This is a genomic window from Paenibacillus sp. LjRoot153 (genome assembly GCF_964253085.1).
Classification (GTDB): domain Bacteria; phylum Bacillota; class Bacilli; order Paenibacillales; family NBRC-103111; genus Paenibacillus_E.
On sequence record NZ_CAXUQH020000001.1, the window covers coordinates 7521875 to 7544697 of the forward strand.

Here is a 22823-nt window from a genome sequence, read left to right on the forward strand (position 1 = left end):
CAACATGATTCAAGTTCCTCGACAAATATCCAACAAATCCTCACAATCAAGTTGTTTAAATAACCTGCAGGTTATACAATAGAAACAAATATGCCTACAAAGTCGAGGTATCCCCTATGCAAATTGAGGTTTCATCCAAAAATATGCCCTTCCTGGAGTGCTTCTCATCGGAAACTCGCGTGAAGATGATTGAACTTCTTGGCGAAGCGCCATTAAATATTAAACAGCTGTCCCAGCGACTTGAGATTTCGTCAGCAATCGTGACGAAGCATATTCAGAAGCTGGAGCAAGCTGGCATTGTTCGGTCGGAGAACGTAACCGGTGTGCGCGGCACGCAAAAGATCTGCTACCTGCAGCTCGAACAAGCCACACTTCAGTTTAAGTCGAAGAAGCCCTATGAGCATCCGACAACGACGGTTGCGATTCCCATCGGTCAGTACTCATCCTTCGACGTGAACCCGACATGTGGCTTGGCGTCACCGACGCAGCTGATTGGCGTGCTGGATGATCCGCGGTACTTTGCGGATCCGCAGCATGTACAAGCAGGTATGCTTTGGTTCGGCAGCGGCTATGTGGAGTATCGCATCCCGAATTTTTTCCATAGCAACCAGAAGCTTCGCTCGCTGGAGATTTCATTTGAAATCTGCTCGGAAGCTCCTGGCTTTAACGAGAATTGGCCATCGGATATTTCTTTTTCGATCAACGATAAGCCACTTGGACAGTGGACATGCCCTGGTGATTTCGGTAAACACAGAGGCGTACTCTCCCCCGACTGGTGGGGAAATGGCAACACTCAGCATGGCCTGCTGAAGATTATTACCGTGAATCCGCAGGGCTCCTTCTTAGATGGGACACAAATTTCATCTACTACGATTCACGACCTGAATATCTTATTCTCACAGGATATTCATTTCCGTATTGCCTCCTTAGAAACGTCTGCGAATTGTGGTGGTGTTACGCTATTTGGCAAACAATTCGGCAACTATGCCCAAGATATTATCGTGACGATGCAAGAAGATAAATAGCTCTCCTTCAACTCATAGACAGCGGAAGCAAAAATAACCCTATTCCCCTACCTCAATTAGAGGAAGGAAACAGGGTTATTTTTACTTGGAATGAGCTCTCAAGCCGGCCTCTATTTTAAACATTGGCATAGGAAAATTGTAAGCCATCCTGAATCGGAAGGTAATGATGCTCCGTTTCCAAAATCGCATCTACCGTGCGAAGCACATCCGGTTGGCGATGACTCATCTGTGCGTTCTTTTTCAGCTTGAGCAAGACAGCTTGGTTAGCGATGACCTCTAAAAGCTGGTTTTTCATCTCGGCTGCGTTCTTCACTTCGACGGCTGCGCCGATGCCAACGAGATAGGCAGCATTTGCCTGCTCTTGGCCTGGAATTGGCTTATACAGCATCATCGGCAGATCCAGCGCAAGTGCTTCGGAAACGGTGAGCCCACCTGGCTTCGTCACGATCAGATCGGACAGTGCCATCAGCTCATGCACATGATCAACGAACCCTGTCACCATTACATGATGGTGCGTATTCGAGCCGCCTAGCTCCTCTTCCAAATGCTGTTTCAGCTTCTCATTGCGACCGCAGACGAAAACAAATTGCACGGGTGTCTTCAGATCATCCGACTGCAGCACGGATTTAAAAGACTTCCCGATCAGCCCATGCCCCCCGCCCATCACAAGAACAGTTGGCATGTCGCGGTGCAAGCCAAATTTATCACGAAGCTCTTCACGGTTATATGTTTGTGTGAATGGCATTCGAAGCGGTATCCCCGTCACGACAATACGCTGCTCTGGTATCGCATACTTCAGAAGCGCCTGCTTCACATGTTCCGCCCCGACCAGATACTTATCCGTCCCCGGATGAATCCAGTAGCTGTGATCGGTGTAATCGGTGATGACCGTCACGGTCGGCACGATCGTAAGGCCGTTACATTTTAGATAGGACATAGCTGCCGCAGCACCTGGGAACGTGCACACGACTTCCGTGGGCGCTTCCTCTTCTAACAAATCCAACATCCGGTCGGTGCTGAATGACTTGATTCTTTTGAACAAATGGGATAACGCGGTATCATGTCTGGTCTTGTGATATAGATAGCCATACACGGAGGGCAAGCTTTTTACCCATTGCATATAGCAGTATTTACCGAATCCATGCAAATACGGATGCGTCCACGCCAAATAATCGACGACTTTCACTTCCATATCCGGCCTATACATGCGTACTGCTTCAAGAATAGCTTGTGCTGCTTTATTGTGCCCATCGCCAAGACTGCCCGTCAGTATCAAAAGCTTTCCTTTGCTTCTCATTGCTTCAGTCCCCTTTCGAGCTTATCCTGCCGCGCACTAGCAGCGGTTGATCTTGTTAACCACGTTCTTTTACTTCTTTCCACTACAAAGACGACTCCTTCTGCCACTAGCACTGCACCCACGATATCCAAAAGCACATGCTGCTTAACAAACTGTGTCGAAACGATAATTAGAATGGCCATACTCGTCGCTATGATTTTGTATCGCATCGCAATCGGTACCGATCGGAGATAGGCCCTCATCATGAGGTAAGCCGTTAACACGTGTGTACTGGGAAAACAGTTAAACGGTTCATCCGAGCGATACACCCACTGGACCGTCCGCAGCAGCCAATCACTGCCTTCAATGTCCGGTCGCGGTACTGTCGTCTGATATATAGCATAGACGCTATAACACAAAAGCAAACCTATTATAAATTCCACGAGTGTCTGGAAATAATTCGAGCGATCTCGATACGCTAAATATAGGAATCCTACGGCAAGAAAGACATACCAGGATAAATAAGGAACTACGAAGCTTTTGATAAAAGGTATCTGTCGATCGAGATCTGTCATTAAGCTGTAAGCTTTTCCGTTATCTTGATTTAAATGTATATAAATGAGCCCTACTAACGGGATCAAAAGTAGTCCACTGCATGCTAGCAAATAGGACATCCAAGCTTTTGTTCTCATGCCAAATCCTCGCTCTCCTCTACGTTATCTCTATCATAAAGGAGTATAGCCATTTGCTAAACGCACCAAGGTACTGTCTTTCGTTAGCCAAAAGTCGTGAAGAAACCTAGACCAAAGGCGGAGTTGTCCGCATCCTTAGATGCATATATGGTGAGAGTTAATGAGGCATATGAAATAGCAGCTGAGCTGCGTGTCAACACCTCCATTACTATTACAACAATATTACAGTAATGTTACAACTTCTATACAGCATACCAAATCACACGCAGAAAAGCACCTTCTTGAGCATCTCGGTGAGAAGCATGCCATTATGGCGTTGTAATTCTCCACCTGTGGATAAGATCGCCTGTGGATATGTGCATAAAATAATTAGAATCTTATGCACAGCATGGTTTGTGGACATGTTGATACTGTGGGTAATTTTGTGGATAAGTGCATAAATGGTGAATTCCCATGACAAATTTGAGGGCAAAAAGAGGGAGAAAGGCGGACGGGTTGAGCGAGATGGGCGAACAAGGGTTGGCGGGATTGGACGATTGAAGATAGAGCGAGTGGAATGGTGGATAGATGACGATGGCTAGTGGTATGTAGATAGTTGAGTGTGGTTGGTGGCGTGTAGATAGTTGAGTGTGGTTGGTGGCGTGTAGATCGAGCGATTATGGATGATGGATGCTGCTACGGTAACTATAGAATGAACAAGCTGGGTGCACCGAATATGGCAAGGATAGTTCCCATCTGTCTGTTCGCCGTTCGCCTTACGCTACTTCCTACTCCTACTCCTACTCCTACTCCTACTCCTATTCACTACTCGCCCCAGGCCAACTAACTGGATTTTCTCCCGCTAATTTCAGGGTTTTCCACTAAAATGGAGCATTAGATGGAAAATCTCCAGTTAAATCTGGCCATTCGCGGCAAAAGGGGGAAATCGCGTCAAATTAGCTGTAGGAAATCCATCTATACTGGGTTTCGGTCGATTTAAGCCGAAAATAGATGGAGGAAATCCATCTATTCTTGGATTCCTGAGTCTGGAGCCTGGCTTCTTTTGCCTGGAGCCTGGAATCTGGAATCTGGAGTCTGGAGTCTGGAGTCTGGAGTCTGGAGTCTGGAGTCTGGAGTCTGGAGTCATTTAGAGTATAGCTTCTGGATTCCATACTCCCTAATCCCCAAATCTGCCACTGCCTCCCACCTCCGCAGCCACCATCAGCATCAACCGACGTATCCAACAGCCGCGGACATGACCTATTTTAAAAACTGATCCGTTGATCCCGTCGCCACAAAATCACTTAACTTCAGAAGCTTCTTCTTCCCTATGTTGCCAGTAATCGTATGAGAGGTAATCTTCTCGGCCTTCGGATCGTCAACGATTCTTTTGACATAATCACCTGTAAGCAGGTTGTAGTCTTCTTCGTCACCAGTCGTTTCGGTCATCGTCCCCGAATAGAAGGACCCCACCGTGGCACCTATCAGGTACCAGTCCTCATCTTGAAATCTGAAACGGTAATTCCCATACCATCTGAAGTTACTTCCCCCATAAAAACTCACGACCAGGGAGCCTCTATCGATGTGTATGTCAGCCAGCGGATCGCCCCATATCCCACCTTCGTCCGCTTTCAGGATCGCCTTATCTGCCATGATTGAGCGTGTGTAGGTGCCATCCTTATTTCCAAAAGCAATCAGAAGCGCTCTTTCAGGTGCCTGATCTTTTGCGCTTTCAAGCTTTTCGATGACCATGGCCACGTCTTGGATACCGTCTTTGTTCAAGTCACCTTCTACCTTTACAGGGCCACTCTGCCGGACAAGCTGCTGCCACCCTATAGGAATAAGAGACGTTACATCGTTTGCCTCGTTCATCTTGGGGGCGGCAATACCCATCATGAATGTTACGACTATGAAATAATACAGAAATTTCAACCGTATTTGCTCCTTATCCTTTATCCTTTATTCCGTTATCCTTTATCCGTTATCCTTTGGTCACTTCGTCCAATCTACCTTCAAATGATTCCACAGATCTCTCTTCCCCATACAGCTCATTCAAATGGATGAGATGAGACATTCCCCAATCATTCATTGCCTGTAAGACCGTAGACATTCCTTTGCCGTGTTCTGTGATGGAATATTCGACTTTGGGAGGGATTTGATGATAGATCTTCCGATGAACAATATCGTGATACTCTAACTCCCTTAATTGTTGGGTTAGCATTTTTTTTGTTATATCTGGGATCGCTTTTTGAAGTTCGCTAAAACGCATCGTGCCATTCGAGAAAAGGTGGAACAAAACGACGGGCTTCCATTTGCCTACCAGGATTTCTAAGACGGTTTCAAATTTACAATGAGGTGCCTCCATGTTTATTTCCTCCTCAATTTCATTTAGGTATCTTTTTGTATACTAGGTTTATTTTGAGTAACTACTTCTCAGTATCGCTCCTAGGGATTATTATACGACTAGACACTTACTTAATTCAAGGAGGTAATTTTATTTCATGAATATCGCATTGTGGATTGCACAGGGAATTTTAGCATTAGCGTTTATCATGGCAGGTTCTATGAAAACTTTTCAGTATGAGAAAGCCAAAGCCGGGATGCCTTGGGTCAAAGATTCTTCACAAAGCTTGGTTGCATTTATCGGGATATCCGAATTACTTGGAGGATTAGGATTGATTGTGCCGTATGCGACTGGCATTGCACCTATTTTGACACCAATAGCCGCTATTGCACTAGGTTTAATCATGGTACTTGCAGCATTATTTCACGCTAAGAGGAATGAAAACTCAGGTATCGGGATGAACATCATTTTCTTGGCGATATTACTATTTGTAGCAATCGGACGTTGGTAAGTTGCATACAGCACAATACAATGACGAGTAGGAGGTTCAACTATGCTTTCCCCTGTTTTCTTGCCTCACGGCTCACCCTATACTATTTTCGAAAAATCCGAGTTCACAGCGTTCCTGAACCGCTTTGGCCAGGAGAACCGCCCAAAAGCCATCGTCATCTTCTCGGCTCACTTCGAAAGTGAGATAACAACCATTGCTGCGACAGACGATGTTCATGACATGGTTTATGATTACTACGGGTTTCCTTCATCTTATTATCAGGTTCAATATCCCGCAAGAGGCTCAACGATCGTTGCTTCCATGGTGGAAGAGCGCCTGCGTCAGCATAACATTCCGGTTCAAAGGAAATATCGCGGCTTAGACCACGGCGTATTCCCTATCATGATGCACGCTTATCCGGAAGCCGATATTCCTATCGTTCCCGTTTCGGTCAACCCCTTCTTGCCTGCGAGACAGCAGATCGCGATCGGTGAAGCGCTGCAAGGGCTTGAGGAAGATGGCATTCTTGTCATCGGAAGCGGCTTTTTGACGCATAACTTTAATGAAATTGACCGTGACAAGGATGCTCCACCTCGCGCATGGGCCGTGCAATTCAGAGATTGGATTCGGGAAAAGGTGCTCGCCAGAGATATCGAAGCCTTGAGCCAATACGAAACGCTAGCCCCGCATGCAGCAGTAGGCGTCCCTCGTGCCGAACATTTCGTACCTTTGCTAATTGCGCTTGGCAGCGGAAGCCCAGGTCGAGAAATCCATGTATTGCACGACACCATCGAACATGGTTCATTAAGCACACTGTGCTTCAAATTTTAACTACAAAAAAAGACACTTCTATTAGAAGTGTCTTTTTCATTGCAAGATTCATATGATTATTGAGCTTGTACGATCTCTCTACCCTTATATGAACCGCAGTTTTTGCAAACATGATGCGCTTTTTTAAGTTCTGCACATTGTTCACACTTCACCATTCCTGGCACAGCCAGTTTAAAGTGAGTACGGCGCTTATCGCGACGTGTTTTGGACGTTCTCCGTTGAGGAACTGCCATAGTCAAAACACCTCCAGTTACTTTACTAAACAACAAGAGATATCATAGCCTTCTCGAAGCCATTTGTCAATGCTAGAACCTATCTTTTGACTTGGCCGATGTCGTATACTTACGATTTTCGTCTTGCCCTAATCAGCAGCAGCCCTGCTCCAATAACTAGGATTATGGCTACTTGCACGAATTCTAGTAGATGATACCGAACCAACCGATGATAGATCGCTTTGAGCAAAGCCCATTTATTCGTATACGCCATCGTATCCATCTTGTCTTTTAAACTCACAAGCTCTATCGGCTCCACACCTTGCCCCATCTTACTCAGCTCCAAAGTAGCAGTGGTAAGCTTCTTCGTTAAAGAACATGAGCTTGTTTGCAGCATATTCTCCTTAAAGTCATAATCATAAGCAAAAACAAGATAGGTTTCACCCTGCTGAAAAGTATAGCCACACGAAGGTTCGCCCAAGTTGGTGAGAACAATGGCCTGCGTCTGATTCATCCCTTTCCACGATTTCTCTACATCGAAATGAACGGCGATTTTATGATCGAGAATGCCATTGATATCTAGAACCTTGGGTTCGATGGCAAGTACTTTGCCAGAAAACACAGCCTTAGATTGTTCCACAGCCTTTATCGGATCTGTTTGCAGATCTGTTTGCAGCGCGCAGCTACAAGCATAGCTTTTACTCGGCAAGACTAGGCTCATAACAATTAATATAAATACAACAGCTATAGCCATCACAACTCTATTCACAAGCTTCGTCCTTCCATTGGAAATCTCCCAAACTAACAGACGTGAATTTCCAAATAATGTTTCAGTAGTAGGACTAAAGATACAAAAAAATCCTACTACCCCGAAGGACAGCAGGACAACAGTTATTTCTTAACGGCTGAAATCAATAGGAAGATAGGACGACGCGTTTCGTCTTTCATATCGGGATACTTCTCCAAAGCTTCTGGCGTTGGTTGAGGCTCGGCGATCTTCGTAATAAGGAATCCCGCTTCAATTAACGCATTCATATAGGTAGCGATCGTGCGATGATATTTGACCACATCATGATCTAAAAACCTCGCTACCCGCTGCCCCTCCTTCTGATAGTCGTCGACAGGCCAGTGCATACGCTCGCCTCCGGGACCGTAATGCCAGTCCTGCGCAGCTCGTGCGGTAAAGACCGGATGCTCAACAGAGAGCACGAAGGTGCCTCCAGTGGTCAGACAATGCTGCACCTTACGGCAAACCGCATCAAATTGTTCAATGTAGTGAAGAGCCAATGAGGAGATGACAACGTCAAACTCGCCCGCAGCGAAGTCGATGTCTTCTATCGCCAGTCTCTGATATGTGATACCCGAATCGCTATGATTCGCGCTGGCATACGCCAGCATTTTTTCCGAGAGATCTACACCAAGAACGGACGCAGCCCCTTGCTCACGGGCATACTTGCAATGCCAACCGTAACCGCATCCAAGGTCAAGAACACGTTTGCCTTCCAGCGTAGGCAGCATCGTACGAAGTACGGGCCATTCCCCTGCGGCGTTGAGACCGCCAATGGAGCGAGGCATCTCACTATATTTTTCATAAAATCCAAGCTCATCGTATTTATTCTGTTTCATGGCGTCCAGAACTCCTCATTGGAATTTAGCTGATTGCTTCGACAACCTTCAAACTTATCGTAAATGTAGTGCCTCGCGGGGAGCTCTCTTTCAGCTCAATATCGCCATCAAGCTCTTTCATAATGTTTCTGCATAAGGAAAGGCCAAGCCCCATGCCTCGTACATGTGTCTGTTTCAGCTCTCCTCTAAAGAAACTTTCAAAGATATTAGCTTGCTCTGACTCAGGAATTCCAGTTCCTGTATCCCTAATCTCTATTCTCACGCTATTCTGCTGTTCATAAAGATGGATCTGTATCTTCCCCTTGTTGCCCATCGCCGCTTCCGCATTATTCAATACATTAACAATCACCTGTTTCAATCGTACCCCATCTGTCATGATGTATACGGATGAATTTTCAGAGTGAAAGTCCACCTGAATATCAGGGTCTTTGTCCGTCAATGACCATTGTTGAATAATTTCCCCAATGAAAATATTAAGATTGGTTTGCTCCTGCTTTACTTTAATCGCGCCAACAGCATAAGAGTTAAATTCAAGCAAATCCTCTATCATCCGTTGTAAATGCTGCGTTTCCTTAAAACAAAGGTTGAGGAAATGCTTCGCGTCCTCTCCGGTTACAACATCATCTCGTACAGCTTGTACAAGTCCACTAATCGAGGTAACCGGCGTCTTCAACTCATGGGTAACACCCGCCAACAGAACCCAAAATGAATACCACAACGAACATCACATATACAATTTCTTTATAGTTTGGGACATCAAAACTCTGAGAAGGGATTAGCACGATATACAAATAACCTACCGTGCTCCCTTGCGTAGACTGAATTTTCTTAATAAAATACGACGTCGCGTTTCCTTGCAAAGAAATGGGCTGTGGCACACCCTCAGCCACTCCCATCGTCGTTTGCTCTTGCAGGACAGCCTTAACTTCTGGCGGGACGAGCTCAGGTTTAGAAAAAATCGGTCGCCCGTTCGTATCTACGACAAAAGTCATAAATTGCGTGCCCGTGGCTTCCCGTTTTTTTATGAGAAAATCGTCCCAGAAATGCATCGGACCCATCTCAATTCGACCATTCCGCACTTGAATATGCTTGGGAATTTCCTCGGTAAGCGCGCGGCCAGTGTCCTCGTTCTTCTGTGTACTTTTGAATTCCAAAAAATAAAAAGAACTGGCACCTATCGCGATTAACCCTATAATTAACGTGATTACATAACGGGTCGTCCAATATTGAAGCAGTGTTTTGCGTTCAGGAGATGTTGTTGACACGCGCTTGATACCCCACTCCTCTTATGGTTGCAATCTCGCCTTCCTCTGCGCGCCAGTCACGCAAGGTTTGACGAATGCGATTGACAGCTAGATCAACAGCTCGCTCGCTGCCCTCATAATCAAACCCCCATACATTTTCAATTAACTGATCTCTCGTTAGGGTTTGATTGGGATGTCTGAGCAAATAGAAAAGCAGATCTAAATCCTTGGGGGTAAATCGCAGCTCAGTTCCTTTTAGGTAGACGGAATGTGATTTGAAATTGGCTTTGAGACTGCCAAAGTAAGCCGCATCCTCTTGCTCAAATACACGTCCTGTGCGTCGCAACACTGCAGTGACTCGAGCAACGATCTCCTCCCCTATGAATGGCTTAGTTATATAGTCATCTGCCCCTGAATTCAGCCCTTGCAGCTTGTCATGAATCGTCCCAATTGCCGTAAGCATAATAACCGGACACGAACTTCTCTCGCGCACATAGTGCAGGATGCTCCACCCCGTATCATCCGGCAGTGTGATGTCCAGTAGAACGAGATCTGCCAGTTGCGAGTCCCATAAAACCTTCGCTTCCTTACATGTATAAGCTTGACGAACGACATATCCTTCTTTTTCAAGGTATGCTTTAAGGACTAACGAAATCGTCCTATCATCTTCCACGATTAAAATACTACGCATTATCCCCCGCCCCGTCACATGTCATCTGTCATTGGCTATTTCTTTGCAAGCTCCCCTTCATCGTACCAATTACACTGTGAAAAAGGAATACATCTCATCCGAAGGCTGAAATTTCCGATGACGATACTGATTCGCGTGACTATCGTAGGCATAGTCTTGACGCCATTCCTCAATATGTTCGGTAATTTCAGAAATCGCTTGTACGATCTCTAGCGCTTCTCTATCCGTCATAACAGGATGCAAGGAAATACGGAGCCACCCCGGCTTCTTGCTCAGTACACCCGCATCAATATGATCCGTAATTTGTTTGGAGCCCAGCTTATCGATGCCGAGCAAATAATGTCCATATGTCCCCGCACACGAACAGCCACCGCGAGCCTGAATTCCAAACCGATCACTTAACAACTTGGTAAATAAATTATGATGGATATGTTCCGCGTAGAAAGAAATAATCCCCATACGCTCACTTCGCTCGGGCTCAAGCAGACGGATGTTCGGGTTCCCTTTTAACCCCGCAAAAATAATAGTAAGCAGTTCAGCCTCCCGCTTCTGGATGGATTTCACGCCCATTTGCTCCTTCAGCTTCAGGCAAAGCGCTGTCCGAATGACTTGAAGAATACCTGGGGTTCCGCCATCCTCCCGTTCCTCAATATCGTCGCAATAGGCTTTCTCCCCCCATGGGTTTGTCCACTTCACCGTACCTCCTCCCACTGCATCTGGTACTTGATTCTGATACAACTTCTTATTTAACAGCAGAACACCGCTGCTTCCTGGCCCACCAAGAAATTTGTGCGGGGAGAAGTAGATGGCATCTAACCGCTCCATCGGGTCCTCGGGATGCATGTCCATTTCCACATAAGGAGCAGCAGCAGCAAAATCCACGAAACAAAACCCGCCATACGCATGCATCATACGCGCCATTTGGTGATACGGTGTGGATAAGCCAGTCACATTAGAAGTTGCCGTAAAAGCACCAATAATCCGTTTGCGGTGTTGATAACGCTCGAGCAGTGTCTGCAAATTAGTTAAACTAATCGCACCGTCTCCGTCAGGTTCTAGCACGTGAACGTCAGCTATGGTTTCCAGCCATGACGTATGATTGGAATGGTGCTCCATATGCGTAACTATGACGACAGGACGATCCTCTTCTTCTAAAATAATCTTCGAACGCATCGAATCGTGTACCCGTAATCCAAGAAGCCGTTGGAGAAGATTGATTACGCCAGTCGTGCCAGAACCACAGGTAAAAAGTATATCTTCATTGGGATCGGCATGAACATGTTCCTTAATTAAGAGCCTCGCATAGTGATACCATTTGGTCATCATTTCCCCCGTCGCGCTTGCCTCAGTGTGCGTATTAGCCATGTATGGCCCGACAATGTCAGTCAATTTCTTCTCAATCGGCATATATAAGCGACCGCTAGCGGTCCAATCCGCATAGATCATTTTTTGTAAGCCATAAGGTGTCTCAATCGGCTGTTCAATGCCCACAACATACTTGCGATAGGAATGAAAATATTGCTCAAGTGTTGACATGATGATGTATACCTCCAGTAAAATATCTTAGGTATACAGTATCATTTGAATTTTTCAAGATTGTTTTAACTCATGCCGATTTCAAGCGATATTCGTGTATGTTTAGGCAACATCGTTGAAATATTAGCACTATTAACCTTTTCCATTGAGAGAACCTCTATCGAGGCCATTCAAGGATTGTGGTAAAATGAAGCCAAAGAATGACCAAAGTGGGTGATTTCCCTTGTTTAAGATCTTACTAATTGAAGATGATGCAACCTTGTTTGCAGAGATCAAAGAGCGTTTGGCCCAATGGTCCTACGAGGTTCATGGCATCGCTGATTTTAATAAAGTGGTTGAGACATTTATTCTACTAAAGCCTGATTTAGTCATTATTGATATTCAACTGCCGAAATTCGATGGATTTCATTGGTGTCGCATGATTCGAACGCATTCCAATGTGCCAATCGTATTCCTCTCTTCCCGCGACCATCCTACGGATATGGTGATGTCAATGCAGCTTGGAGCGGACGACTTTATCCAAAAGCCCTTTCATTTTGACGTGCTGATCGCGAAAATCCATGCTATACTCCGCCGCGTCTACAACTACAATACGGAGCAAATTAAGCTCAAAACATGGTGCAGCGCTACAATTGATTTTGAGAAAAATATCGTTAGTCATGCTTCCGGATCCATTGAACTGACCAAGAATGAAATCTACATATTGAAGCTCCTCATCGAGCATAAGAATACGATTGTTAGCCGGGAAGACATCATCAACAGCTTATGGAATGATCAGCGTTTTGTAAGTGATAATACGTTGACGGTGAACGTAAATCGGCTTAGAAAGAAGCTGGACGAGCTGGATTTAGGGCGGTTTATCGAAACAAAGGTCGGGCAAGGCTACATCGCAACGGAAGAGATCCCTCATTTATGATTAAACTGTATCTCAGAGAGCGAATAAGTTGGTTAGGGATGTTCCTCTTGGGTCAAGTCCTCCTGCTGCTTATCGCCTATCTCGACCACTCGATTCCATTCCGATCTGTTCTATATATTGTTTTCTTATCTACGATGCTCTTCGTGATCTTTCTGATCATTCGTTATCACAAAGAAACGGCTTTTATCAAGCGGTTAAATGACTGGGAAACCAGCCTTGATGTATCCGGTGTCGCTGACGCAGCAAGTCCTTTTGAGAAGATCATGGAAGCAGCCTTGGTCAATCAAACTGAGCAGCTCCACCAGACGGCCTCACGGCAGCAAATCGCTCTGGAACAGGAGAAAGACGCGCTGCTGTCTTGGATTCATGAAGTGAAGACGCCTCTCACCGCCATGCATTTGATGATTGGCCGTTTGGAGAACGATAGGGCGAAAGCCTCCATAACCTTTGAGTGGCTGCGGATTCATCATCTTCTGGACCAACAGCTTCATCAGCTGCGACTTCCCTCGATTGAAAATGATCTCCACATTGAAAAAGTACAGATCGAAGATCTCCTCTATTCGGAGATTAAATCACTGCAATCTTGGTGCATTCAAAAGGGCATGGGGTTTGACGTTCTTTTGGACGCCACTCAAGTCCTCAGTGACGCCAAATGGCTCGCATTCATCCTGCGCCAGCTCTTAACAAATGCTGTGAAATATAGCGACAGTTTCTCGCCTGATATTATCGTGAGGAGCTTCTTCGCACAAGAGCGCACCTTCCTAGAAGTAACGGACTTTGGTCGCGGCATTGATGCCAAGGATCTCCCCCGTATCTTCGATAAGGGCTTCACCTCCACGACCTGGCATCAGGATAGCGCCGCGACGGGCATGGGCTTATATCTAGCCCATAAAGCAGCTGATACGCTGCACATCCAGATCACTGTGCAGTCGGAGGTTGGTGTGGGAACTACGTTCACCCTCGCTTTCCCACAGCCCAATGAACTCGTGCGGATAACAGGCATGTGACAATAATGTCACATGCTTTTCTACTTTGTTCGTCTAATCGAAGGATAAATGCGGCCTTGCTTTTTATAATAAAGCTAATCGTGTAAAGGAGTGTGTGATTCATGTCTATCTTACAAGCCGTAAAAATCCATAAAAGCTTCGGCAATAAACATAACAAACAAGAGGTTCTTCGTGGCCTCGACATCTCCATCGAAAAAGGGGAATTCGTCAGCATCATGGGCCCTTCCGGCTCTGGGAAAACGACGTTGCTCAACGTACTTTCCTCCATTGATAAGGTGAGTCATGGTTCTATTCAAATTAACAAGGCAGAAACGACAAACATGAAAGAAAAGCAATTGGCTGAGTTTCGGAAGAATCATCTCGGCTTTATTTTTCAGGATTATAATTTGCTGGATACGCTAACTGTGAAAGAAAACATCCTGCTTCCGTTATCGATAACGAAGATGTCCAAGGTTGAAGCTAATCAGAGGTTTCATGACCTTGCGACTGAGCTCGGCATTTATGAATTGAAGGATAAGTATCCGAACGAAATTTCCGGTGGACAGAAACAGCGAACGTCCGCTGCTAGAGCGTTTATTCATGATCCTGATATTATTTTCGCGGATGAACCTACGGGTGCGCTCGATTCCAAATCTGCCTCAGATTTGCTGAATAAACTCAGTGAAATGAATGTAAGTCGGCAAGCGAGCATTGTGATGGTTACACATGACCCGGTTGCCGCCAGCTACAGCAGCAGAGTGATCTTCATTAAAGACGGGCAGATTTACTCCCAAATCTATAAAGGGCAAGAAACGAGACAAGCCTTCTTCCAGGACATTATGAAGACCCAAGGCGTACTTGGCGGTGTGCACAATGAGTATTAATCAGCTCATCTTCCAAAACCTGAAGGCCAATATCAAACATTACTACTTGTATGTGTTCGCCTTAATGTTTAGCGTTGCGCTCTATTTCGCTTTTGTCACATTACAGTTTGATCCTGCTTTGGACGCTGCCAAGGGCACTATTAAAGGTGCTGCTGCGCTGAAGTCTGCATCGATCCTGCTTATCGCCATTGTTGCTATCTTCAATTTATACGCGAATAACATTTTCGTAAAAAGACGCAGTAAAGAAATCGGCCTTCTGCAACTCATCGGCATGACGAAGGGAAAAATCTTTCGCATCCTAAGTACCGAGAATTTCATCCTCTACTTCGGTTCGCTAGTCGTTGGGGCGTTTATCGGATTCTCCGTGTCTAAGCTCATTCTGATGATCTTATTGCAAATTACAGGGGTTAAGGCTAATGCAACGCTCCACTTTTCGGTTCAAGCGTTTATCCAAACTATTGTTGTTTTCAGTGCCGTTTACTTATTAATTCTGCTGGTCAATTATTTGTTTATTCAAAGGCAGACGATTCTTTCGTTGTTCCATGTCGCAACCTCCACAGAAGCCAAAGTGAAGCAAATGTCGAAGATGGAAGCAATCCTTGGATTTATGGGGTTATGTCTCGTTTTATTAGGCTACTATGTATCCTCAAGGTTATTCTCAGGAAGCATTACAACAACCGTTGGATTATTTAGCTCTATGCTTTTCATTCTTGCGTCGGTAATCATCGGTACTTATTTGTTCTATAAAGGATCTGTCCGCTTGATAATGAATGGGATCCGTAAGAGGAAAAACGGCTATTTGAACGTGCAAGAGGTGCTTTCTCTCGCTTCTATCATGTATCGGATGAAATCCAACGCCTTACTTTTGATGGTGATTACAACGGTATCTGCCTTAGCCATTGGATTGCTGTCCTTGAGCTATATTACGTACTATTCGGTTGAAAAAACAGCTGAAAGGAACTTGCCTGCTCACTTTTCCGTGACCGAACGTCACTATGCGGAGAGCTTTACGCAAGCCTTAGATACGGGTGGTATTAAACACCGTGATACAACGATTGAGGTCATTCAAATCAAAGCTGATCTTAGCCAAGTGATGGAATCGAAAAATGAACTGTATATGAGCCCAGATATCAATCGAATGGCCGTTATTAACGATTCCTCTGTAGGAATCGATTTGACTGCGGACCAAACCTTTTTCACCGGGGCTAACGATGAAATGCAAAAATTTCTTCAGTTCAAACTGAACAGCCAAGCCCAACTAATCACCTTAAATGCCACCATCCCGCTAACGTATATCGGCATTGAGGAACGATCCTACATTTCGAGGCGCTTCTCATTGAGCAACTTGCCTGTTGCCGTCGTCGACGATTCGGTCTTTCAGCGTTTAAAGCAAGATCTCGACCCTCGCATTCAAGGATCATCATCGCTATATTTCGGAATTGATATCGTGAATGAGAAGGAACGTGAGAAAGCCAATCAACTTTTTCATGAAATCGAATGGGATGAGCGCGCCGCCCATGATTCTCGCCAAGATATGGCTAGTGAAGCGAAAAATCGCATGGGCTTGATCATGTTCATCGTCGGTTTCCTAGGACTCACCTTCTTGATCACTTCTGGCTGTATTCTTTATTTCAAGCAAATGGATGAGAGCGAAGATGAGAAGTCATCGTATACCATTCTACGAAAACTCGGTTTTACCCAAAGCGATCTACTAAAGGGAATTCAGGTTAAACAGCTATTCAATTTCGGGATCCCCTTAATTGTCGGGTTGGTTCATAGTTACTTCGCAATCCAGTCAGGATGGTTCTTCTTCGGAACCGAGCTGTGGACGCCGATGATGATCGTTATGGGGCTGTACACGGCACTCTACTCCGTGTTCGGGGTTCTGTCCGTTCAGCATTATCGGAAGGTGATTAAGAGGGCATTGTGAGGGATGTTTCTAGCTCGCGAGTATGAGGTAAACATGATAGGCTGTCCAATGGGTTAAATACCTTGTGAGCAGCTTTTTCTTATGGGAATTCACATTGCGGGGTTTACAACAAAACAAAGAAGCCCGCAGCACCGCTGCAGGCTTCTTCCCTATGTAAATCTTTACGTTACTTTACTCACAATTTTCAAAACAGCATCTCGCGTCAGCTTGTTGCCGCCAGCAGCTAGTAGATTAACCGTAGCATGTGCTAATGCTAATGGGACCTTGCAAAATTTCAATGCTGGACCCTGCTTCAGGTCTGCAATATAGCTATCTGCTAGTTGTAAATTGCGACGCGTGTATTGCTGCATCTCTTTGAATCCCCAGCCATCCGGGAAGAAGTTCACGCCGCGATTCGCATCCTCCAATTTATTGCGGAGAATATTAACCGCTTGCAGTCCTCTTCCAAAGGCAATGGCCTTATCACGATCAGATTGCGTTCCATCATGCCATAGCCACAGCTCGGACAGCATCTCACCAACCATACCAGCGACGCTATACGTATAGCGGTCCAAATCTTCTTCGGTATGAATGTTCCAACCATTTTGGACCCATTCCGACATTTCCAATGACATTTTAGCAATATACTGCTTAATGATTGGCGTTGCAGTTGGCGGACAGAGCATCAGCCATTCATCCAGTCGCATCGAAACTTCCGGTAAAGCCTCTTTATGAGGCGCAAGCAAGTTCTGTATGGATTCGATAATATCTGAGGACTGGAATGCTTCATATACCCCAGACAAAAGCTCTATTTTCAATGGGTCAGCGAGTTCCTCATGATCCTCGATTTCATCGATGGCCCGCATACATAAATAGGCAGATGTGACAGCCTCTTTTAGTCCGAAATCCAAGTTGCTAATCGGTATATAAAAAGTTCGGCTCGTTTGCTTCAACATCGTCATTGCATCATTCAGAGTATCGGTATTAATGGTAATTACCTCCAAGTATAAACTTGCCTTTAACTTAAAATTGTGTATGATACCTAATCATAACACACTTTATTAAAGTTAATCCAAATCAAACAACCAATAGTTGAGGAAACTGCGCTTTATTACACAAAAGTGTCAAATATGACAATTTACCATGTACGAGTCACTTCCTACGAAGTAAATAAAGACACCCTTTTTTGGATATTATGTCCAAAATGTGAAAGAAATAAAATATTGCATTCGAATTTCATCCTTCACATCTGAGAAAAAAAGGCTGCCGATTGGCAGCCTGCTTTTACTTAATATCGCTCGTACGAGCATCCAAAATATAGTCGACCCGATCCTCACAAGATGCAACGAAATCGGGTGCAGCCTCCTCCGACATGCCACACACAGATAGCCAATATCCTTCAATAGGAAGCTGTTCGTCAGAAATCTCTTGAATTTGATCCTTGTCTATGCGGTATTTCTTCGTTGCTTTCATAGCGTAATTTACACGAGTGCCACTTTCATGAACCCTCAATTGGCGTATCGGATCGTTATTGTTAGGTTTAATTACCGTCAAATCCATGTCATCTAATCGCTCAAAAAAATACCTTGCTGCAATTGAACGGTCATACTGAATCCATGGTCCCTCAATCTTTTGCTTTTTGACAAGCGCTGTACTAGCTGCAAGGTCATAATCAACATAATAATAAATGAAATCATCCTTACTACGCCCAACAACTTCGTAGGATAGCTTCTGAACTTCTCCCCGCTGATTATAAAAAAGACGAAAATCTTCCACCTTCGCTTGTTCATCCATCACCAACTTGTTTGCAATCTCTTGCCAATGCTCGCTATAGTCATGCTCGTTGAACTGGGAAGCGTTCACCCGAATTCCGCGTTCTCTCTCGAAGATAAAGGATTCAACGATCAGATACATAAATAAGGTGAAGCCGCCCATGATGATAATCCCTAACAGCGTACAATACACTCGATTAAACAGTGACGATTCCCCCCTCGTTCATTGTTTCACGATTTATTCCACACTGGTGCGGTATAATCCATCTTTGCCCCGAATAGGCACGGCATTTTTCTCCCCACTGGGTGCCTCCCATGGTACCCATTTATTGCGAGGAAGATCATATATAACATACCTATCTTCCTTCCTAGCAATTAAGTCCGCCCCGCTGGTAAAGGTAAAGCTGCCTTCTGGCGGATTAGCGATGCGTTTTGCGGTTTGGCCAGGTTGCCATAATGTCCACCCTGAGGCTTCCAGCTGAAATTCCCCTTTTTCAAATTGCTGTAGGTAGACGCCTTGCTTCGTGACGAGCCGAGCAATCCCTTTGGCAGTAAACTTTGCCCCTGATTTACTCTCGTAATCCGTGTAGGGAACGTCAGCTTGTATTCGTGTCCAATACGTTCCATCAGGCGCTTCCGTAATCGTCATATCCAATGCGGAGTATTTGGCTACCTGAACGGTAGTTGTGTAAGCTTGCGTTCTTTGGGGCAAGGGATCACCTGACGAATAAGTGAGTCGTTCCAATCCACTCGTTTCATGTCGGCTCTCATAGCTTAAAAGGTGAAGCAATCCTCTCGTTGTATCATACGAAGCGAAATTAATATTATGAGCCTCTTGAGGATCAGCCTCATGAAGAATACGCTTCTCACGTTTTTCAATATCATAGGCATAAACGCCATAGTAGGACGCATACATAAGGGTTTTGTCATCCATCCATTGGATGGGCTGGTTATCCGGTTCTATCGTGGAATAGAACACATTCTCGATGACAACGGGCTCCTTCCCTTTTTGCTCCAAAATAAAAGCGTAACTGGTTCCATCCCCATCTCCCATGGACCCGCCAAGGCGAACAATCCCGACATAGCTTTGTTTATCGTCAGATACAACCAATTGATCATAGAATGAATCCCTTGGGCCTCCCCCAGCAATCTCCCCAGACTGGGCGTAACGCCACGCAGTTGTCGGTGCTTGTTGCACCAAGAGACTCTCGCGGCCGGCTCCCAAGCGATTACCGCTTACGTCCCTTAAGTTATCCATGCGTAGATACAGCTCTTTCAACCCTTGCTCTCCGACCCTCATATTGTCTAACTGGACCAACAGATGTTTCGTGTCTATCCATTTTGCCGCTAAAGTCACACCTTCATTAGTTGTCGGTAAATCCTTCTTCATCTCTTCTGAAAATACTAACTCCACCGAGCTTTCCCTCTCCGGAATCAGCAGTCTAGGTGCATATTCCTGTGCCCACACGATCAGGTGCGGGACATCGCGACCTGAGCTCGGACTGAATGCAAAGCTCACAGGTTCCTTCCGAATGAACGTCATAGCAGGCAGATCCCCTACGTACAGAACAAATGGGATAATCCCATGTTGAAATCGAATGCTTACTTGATTCGTGGAATTCGTGCCCTCTTCGATCTTCCATTTCACATTACCGTCAACGCGGATATGATCCGTTAATTGTCTTCGTTCCTCTTCGCTCAAGTTGGCAAAAGTCGCATTCACACTGACATCTTCTAACTGATACACGACTTGGAAGGGTTCATGGGGTACATCCGTTGCTTTCCATTCTTGGAATACTCTACCCCCAGAACTATTTTGCTCTCCGAAAATAAGGCGTTGAAGCTTAATCCGAGTCATGGATTCACCAATTGCGGAAGGCGCAGTGGTATTGATCGCCGATGCTTCCGGAGAGGTTGCTTGTGGCGATACGGATACGGCCGAACCTTGGGTATTGTCTTCACACGCGTTCAGTAGCAGTATGACGGATAATAGTAATCCAAAACCACATAATCTGACCATCGTAGACACCACACCAATCTTGTTCAATTTTATAATATTTTCCATATTATGTTAGACGTACAGCACTGACGGAAAGTTGCCATCGGAAACACTACTGGGGAATGGAAATGCAAAAAATATCTTTAAGTTACGTCAGAGCAACGGTGGTCATCATGCCTAATCACACCATAATAAGAGCAGAAATGGCCGTTGTTATGGACTGATATCTATCCTTATAATTGATTAACAAATTTATTTAGGTTGGAGGCATTGGCATGAGAAGACAATTACTCACTTGTATGATAGTCGCTTCAATATCTCTCGCAATCACTTTGAATACGAACTTATCTGCGTACGCAAATGAAAGCGCAATCAGTTCTGGCTCACCCGTTGGAACCGTGGTCTTGAATAGTGACAGCAGCTTTGAATTGAAAAAAGTACAACTGATACCTGAACAAGAAGGGCAACTCCTAACGTTTATAATAAACGTTCATAACAATGGTCTTAAAGAATTAGGTTTTAACGACTATTGGGTTCGGTTGAAGAATAATTTAGGTCAATCGTTTACGGTAAAACTGAATCCACAAGATAAGGATAATGTCCAGATTGGTCCAAGATCAAGCCAAGAATTAGACTTTTATGCCAGCTTGAATGATTCAACGAAGCTAAATGAGCTTATTTTTCAATTTATTAAATGGGATTTTAATCAATCAAATTTTGAACGAAACATCGGTGAATTATCGATTCCTGAGGATTATACAGCCCGTATTCCGGAAGGAGAAAGCCAGGACATTCGAATGAATGGAATTAATGTTAAAACTCAAATAACAAAATTCTTACAAAATAAGAATGACAAGTATTTCATGCCGACGGTCTACTTGAAACTAGAGAATGTAGAAGCACGCAGTGTAGTTGTTCCGAATTACGCATTTGTCATTCGTACATCGGATGGACTCATCTATCCACTTGAGGTGAGGGGACCGAAAGACATAAGCATCAACCCAAAAGATTCAAAAGTGATTCAACTATTCGGCTTCATTCCAATAGCTGTGGCAGATAAAAACTGGCAGCTTATTATCACCGACTTGCTACAAGATACGAAGCTCAATTTACCCGTTGCATCCTTTCAGATGCCTGAGGTAAAAAATGAGGAAAGCGATGCCAATGGCCATAATTATACATTTACCAACCAGGATGGTACATATACGGCTCAATTCAATGGCATTTATCGACTACCGCTTGGTGATCAAGATATGCTCTCTGCTGATTTAATATTGCATAATAAAGACGAACAATCATTGTCAATTCCTCATTTAACCGGTTATTTTCTCTTAAATGGAGGGAATAAAATTGAAGCTCAAATGGTTAATATGGCTAAATCCATTGGGATTGGTTCAGGTAAAAATTTAGGCGTGCAATTTGTTGGGGAAATTCCTTACACCTATGAGTTTTCCGATTTGAAACTTGTCATTCAGCAAAAGGAAAGTGAATCGAAATCGACAGATATATTGGAATTTACCAATTTAAAAGCGGAGCAAAGCATTCCATCTATTGGTCAGACGGAAGCGTACACGATTAGTGAGCCGGGACGTCGAACAAAATATGCCGTAAATAGTACCGCGGTATACAATAGCAGCTCGTCAGACTTGTTTACGGCTCAGGTTCGCGTAGAAAATTTAGAAAAACGCTTCACAAACCTACCAAAGTTGATCGCTTATTTCCGTTCCAAAGACGGAGCTATTTTCCCTGCAACCCTTGACGAAGTCAACAGTAAAATTAGTCCCTCCGGTAAAGCGCAGCTAAATGCTTGGACCAAATTACCAAAAGGTTATCCTACACAAGATCTGGAGCTCATTTTAGGTGAAGCAATCCAATCAGACGCAGATACCACATCAATTGATCCAACGGAAGTCTTGTATGTCAAGCCTACAGCTTATTGGCTGCCAGAAGATAGGAAGGATGTTAAATCGCAACTAAACGATGTTACTCTTTACCCCTATACGATCTCGTTAAGTCGGATAGGCACTTCAATTTCTGGTAATAATCAGGGGATTAGTGAACTTACGTTAAAGTTTAATTACGAATTAACGAAAGATCTAGCCGCCGAAACGAATCTAGAATCTCATAAACTTGTGCTCGCTTTTGAAGATCATAGTGGCAAGACTTCGTTTGAGCGGTCTTATGAAGCTAAAGACTTTGAACCTAAAGCTATGGATGATGACCAAGCTGGCCAAAAGCGTCTCTTATTAGGTATGCATGAAGGGTTCCGAATTGACATCAATGAGAAAGATATTATCTACCAGCAACAATTCCTCAAAAAATATACGTTGAACTTATATGATGAATTCCATGGTCATCGGAAACTTCTTGGAAGTCAAAAGATTGATTGGTTTATTACTACGGATTAATTG

23 protein-coding genes are annotated in these 22823 nt (G+C 44.6%); 9 read left to right on the forward strand and 14 right to left on the reverse strand.

Annotated elements, in window-relative coordinates; genetic code table 11:
- Positions 1-116 precede the first annotated feature (116 nt).
- The gene (locus tag ACSQ8P_RS32545; RefSeq protein WP_436238977.1) at positions 117-1025 is read left to right on the forward strand and encodes an ArsR/SmtB family transcription factor; all 909 of its coding nucleotides are present in this window, start codon (positions 117-119) and stop codon (positions 1023-1025) included.
- 115 nt (positions 1026-1140) lie between these two features.
- Here ACSQ8P_RS32545 and ACSQ8P_RS32550 read toward each other — a convergent pair whose 3' ends face one another.
- Complete coding sequence (locus ACSQ8P_RS32550; protein WP_436238978.1) at positions 1141-2322, reverse strand: MGDG synthase family glycosyltransferase; 1182 nt, start codon at positions 2320-2322, stop codon at positions 1141-1143.
- A complete protein-coding gene (locus ACSQ8P_RS32555) occupies positions 2319-2993 on the reverse strand; it encodes a phosphatase PAP2 family protein (protein ID WP_436238979.1) in 675 nt (224 codons plus the stop codon). The genes ACSQ8P_RS32550 and ACSQ8P_RS32555 overlap by 4 nt, the downstream gene beginning before the upstream one ends.
- A gap of 440 nt (positions 2994-3433) precedes the next feature.
- On the opposite strand from ACSQ8P_RS32555, the gene ACSQ8P_RS32560 reads away from it, so the two are divergent.
- Positions 3434-3574, forward strand: coding sequence for a hypothetical protein (locus ACSQ8P_RS32560; RefSeq protein WP_436238980.1), 141 nt, complete (start codon positions 3434-3436; stop codon positions 3572-3574).
- A gap of 658 nt (positions 3575-4232) precedes the next feature.
- On the opposite strand, the gene ACSQ8P_RS32565 is transcribed toward ACSQ8P_RS32560, so the two are convergent.
- Entirely contained in the window at positions 4233-4904 is a 672-nt protein-coding gene (locus ACSQ8P_RS32565) for a hypothetical protein (protein ID WP_436238981.1), read from the reverse strand.
- 49 nt (positions 4905-4953) lie between these two features.
- Positions 4954-5337, reverse strand: coding sequence for a winged helix-turn-helix transcriptional regulator (locus ACSQ8P_RS32570; RefSeq protein WP_436238982.1), 384 nt, complete (start codon positions 5335-5337; stop codon positions 4954-4956).
- 136 nt (positions 5338-5473) lie between these two features.
- Between ACSQ8P_RS32570 and ACSQ8P_RS32575 the strand changes: the two genes are divergently transcribed.
- A complete protein-coding gene (locus ACSQ8P_RS32575) occupies positions 5474-5827 on the forward strand; it encodes a DoxX family protein (protein WP_436238983.1) in 354 nt (117 codons plus the stop codon).
- A 42-nt stretch (positions 5828-5869) separates the two neighbouring features.
- Positions 5870-6637 carry a DODA-type extradiol aromatic ring-opening family dioxygenase gene (locus tag ACSQ8P_RS32580; RefSeq protein ID WP_436238984.1) on the forward strand — a complete coding sequence of 256 codons (768 nt, stop codon included), beginning with the start codon at positions 5870-5872 and terminating at the stop codon, positions 6635-6637.
- Between the two features lie 56 nt (positions 6638-6693).
- Here the strand turns inward: ACSQ8P_RS32580 and rpmF are convergent, their stop codons facing one another.
- From rpmF to ACSQ8P_RS32615, 7 genes are all read right to left on the reverse strand, one after another.
- Positions 6694-6870, reverse strand: coding sequence for a 50S ribosomal protein L32 (rpmF, locus tag ACSQ8P_RS32585; RefSeq protein WP_047680282.1), 177 nt, complete (start codon positions 6868-6870; stop codon positions 6694-6696).
- A 109-nt stretch (positions 6871-6979) separates the two neighbouring features.
- Positions 6980-7603 carry a hypothetical protein gene (locus ACSQ8P_RS32590; protein ID WP_436238985.1) on the reverse strand — a complete coding sequence of 208 codons (624 nt, stop codon included), beginning with the start codon at positions 7601-7603 and terminating at the stop codon, positions 6980-6982.
- A gap of 137 nt (positions 7604-7740) precedes the next feature.
- Positions 7741-8475: a class I SAM-dependent methyltransferase gene (locus ACSQ8P_RS32595; protein ID WP_436238986.1), complete on the reverse strand. Its 735-nt coding sequence runs from the start codon at positions 8473-8475 to the stop codon at positions 7741-7743.
- A gap of 25 nt (positions 8476-8500) precedes the next feature.
- Positions 8501-9193, reverse strand: coding sequence for a sensor histidine kinase (locus tag ACSQ8P_RS32600; RefSeq protein WP_436238987.1), 693 nt, complete (start codon positions 9191-9193; stop codon positions 8501-8503).
- Positions 9150-9740: a hypothetical protein gene (locus ACSQ8P_RS32605; RefSeq protein WP_436238988.1), complete on the reverse strand. Its 591-nt coding sequence runs from the start codon at positions 9738-9740 to the stop codon at positions 9150-9152. The genes ACSQ8P_RS32600 and ACSQ8P_RS32605 overlap by 44 nt, the downstream gene beginning before the upstream one ends.
- A complete protein-coding gene (locus tag ACSQ8P_RS32610; protein WP_436238989.1) occupies positions 9721-10410 on the reverse strand; it encodes a response regulator transcription factor in 690 nt (229 codons plus the stop codon). The genes ACSQ8P_RS32605 and ACSQ8P_RS32610 overlap by 20 nt, the downstream gene beginning before the upstream one ends.
- A gap of 69 nt (positions 10411-10479) precedes the next feature.
- Positions 10480-11946 (reverse strand): aminotransferase class V-fold PLP-dependent enzyme, encoded by a 1467-nt coding sequence (locus ACSQ8P_RS32615; protein ID WP_436238990.1) that lies wholly within the window; start codon positions 11944-11946, stop codon positions 10480-10482.
- A gap of 223 nt (positions 11947-12169) precedes the next feature.
- On the opposite strand from ACSQ8P_RS32615, the gene ACSQ8P_RS32620 reads away from it, so the two are divergent.
- From ACSQ8P_RS32620 to ACSQ8P_RS32635, 4 genes are all read left to right on the forward strand, one after another.
- Positions 12170-12862, forward strand: a complete 693-nt coding sequence (locus ACSQ8P_RS32620; protein ID WP_436238991.1) for a response regulator transcription factor — start codon at positions 12170-12172, stop codon at positions 12860-12862.
- A complete protein-coding gene (locus ACSQ8P_RS32625; protein WP_436238992.1) occupies positions 12859-13869 on the forward strand; it encodes a sensor histidine kinase in 1011 nt (336 codons plus the stop codon). Before ACSQ8P_RS32620 ends, ACSQ8P_RS32625 begins: the two co-directional genes overlap by 4 nt.
- A gap of 101 nt (positions 13870-13970) precedes the next feature.
- Positions 13971-14732, forward strand: coding sequence for an ABC transporter ATP-binding protein (locus ACSQ8P_RS32630; protein WP_436238993.1), 762 nt, complete (start codon positions 13971-13973; stop codon positions 14730-14732).
- A complete protein-coding gene (locus ACSQ8P_RS32635; protein ID WP_436238994.1) occupies positions 14722-16662 on the forward strand; it encodes an FtsX-like permease family protein in 1941 nt (646 codons plus the stop codon). Before ACSQ8P_RS32630 ends, ACSQ8P_RS32635 begins: the two co-directional genes overlap by 11 nt.
- A 161-nt stretch (positions 16663-16823) precedes the next feature.
- Here the strand turns inward: ACSQ8P_RS32635 and ACSQ8P_RS32640 are convergent, their stop codons facing one another.
- The 3 genes from ACSQ8P_RS32640 to ACSQ8P_RS32650 all read right to left on the reverse strand — a co-directional run bounded on the left by ACSQ8P_RS32640 (position 16824) and on the right by ACSQ8P_RS32650 (position 20478).
- Complete coding sequence (locus ACSQ8P_RS32640) at positions 16824-17645, reverse strand: squalene/phytoene synthase family protein (protein WP_436238995.1); 822 nt, start codon at positions 17643-17645, stop codon at positions 16824-16826.
- Positions 17646-17925: 280 nt separating this feature from the next.
- Positions 17926-18606 carry a hypothetical protein gene (locus ACSQ8P_RS32645; protein WP_436238996.1) on the reverse strand — a complete coding sequence of 227 codons (681 nt, stop codon included), beginning with the start codon at positions 18604-18606 and terminating at the stop codon, positions 17926-17928.
- 45 nt (positions 18607-18651) lie between these two features.
- The gene (locus tag ACSQ8P_RS32650) at positions 18652-20478 is read right to left on the reverse strand and encodes a hypothetical protein (protein WP_436238997.1); all 1827 of its coding nucleotides are present in this window, start codon (positions 20476-20478) and stop codon (positions 18652-18654) included.
- Between the two features lie 362 nt (positions 20479-20840).
- On the opposite strand from ACSQ8P_RS32650, the gene ACSQ8P_RS32655 reads away from it, so the two are divergent.
- Complete coding sequence (locus ACSQ8P_RS32655) at positions 20841-22820, forward strand: hypothetical protein (protein ID WP_436238998.1); 1980 nt, start codon at positions 20841-20843, stop codon at positions 22818-22820.
- The last annotated feature ends 3 nt before the right edge of the window (positions 22821-22823 follow it).

Excerpts from the sequence above, each read along its gene's own strand:
- ACSQ8P_RS32590 (WP_436238985.1), bottom strand. The coding sequence starts at position 7,603 with ATGGCTATAGCTGTTGTATTTATATTAATTGTTATGAGCCTAGTCTTG.
- ACSQ8P_RS32615 (WP_436238990.1), bottom strand. The coding sequence starts at position 11,946 with ATGTCAACACTTGAGCAATATTTTCATTCCTATCGCAAGTATGTTGTG.
- ACSQ8P_RS32625 (WP_436238992.1), top strand. The coding sequence starts at position 12,859 with ATGATTAAACTGTATCTCAGAGAGCGAATAAGTTGGTTAGGGATGTTC.
- ACSQ8P_RS32630 (WP_436238993.1), top strand. The coding sequence starts at position 13,971 with ATGTCTATCTTACAAGCCGTAAAAATCCATAAAAGCTTCGGCAATAAA.
- ACSQ8P_RS32555 (WP_436238979.1), bottom strand. The coding sequence starts at position 2,993 with ATGAGAACAAAAGCTTGGATGTCCTATTTGCTAGCATGCAGTGGACTA.
- ACSQ8P_RS32610 (WP_436238989.1), bottom strand. The coding sequence starts at position 10,410 with ATGCGTAGTATTTTAATCGTGGAAGATGATAGGACGATTTCGTTAGTC.
- ACSQ8P_RS32575 (WP_436238983.1), top strand. The coding sequence starts at position 5,474 with ATGAATATCGCATTGTGGATTGCACAGGGAATTTTAGCATTAGCGTTT.
- ACSQ8P_RS32545 (WP_436238977.1), top strand. The coding sequence starts at position 117 with ATGCAAATTGAGGTTTCATCCAAAAATATGCCCTTCCTGGAGTGCTTC.
- ACSQ8P_RS32580 (WP_436238984.1), top strand. The coding sequence starts at position 5,870 with ATGCTTTCCCCTGTTTTCTTGCCTCACGGCTCACCCTATACTATTTTC.
- ACSQ8P_RS32550 (WP_436238978.1), bottom strand. The coding sequence starts at position 2,322 with ATGAGAAGCAAAGGAAAGCTTTTGATACTGACGGGCAGTCTTGGCGAT.
- rpmF (WP_047680282.1), bottom strand. The coding sequence starts at position 6,870 with ATGGCAGTTCCTCAACGGAGAACGTCCAAAACACGTCGCGATAAGCGC.
- ACSQ8P_RS32570 (WP_436238982.1), bottom strand. The coding sequence starts at position 5,337 with ATGGAGGCACCTCATTGTAAATTTGAAACCGTCTTAGAAATCCTGGTA.
- ACSQ8P_RS32650 (WP_436238997.1), bottom strand. The coding sequence starts at position 20,478 with ATGGAAAATATTATAAAATTGAACAAGATTGGTGTGGTGTCTACGATG.
- ACSQ8P_RS32595 (WP_436238986.1), bottom strand. The coding sequence starts at position 8,475 with ATGAAACAGAATAAATACGATGAGCTTGGATTTTATGAAAAATATAGT.
- ACSQ8P_RS32635 (WP_436238994.1), top strand. The coding sequence starts at position 14,722 with ATGAGTATTAATCAGCTCATCTTCCAAAACCTGAAGGCCAATATCAAA.
- ACSQ8P_RS32560 (WP_436238980.1), top strand. The coding sequence starts at position 3,434 with ATGGTGAATTCCCATGACAAATTTGAGGGCAAAAAGAGGGAGAAAGGC.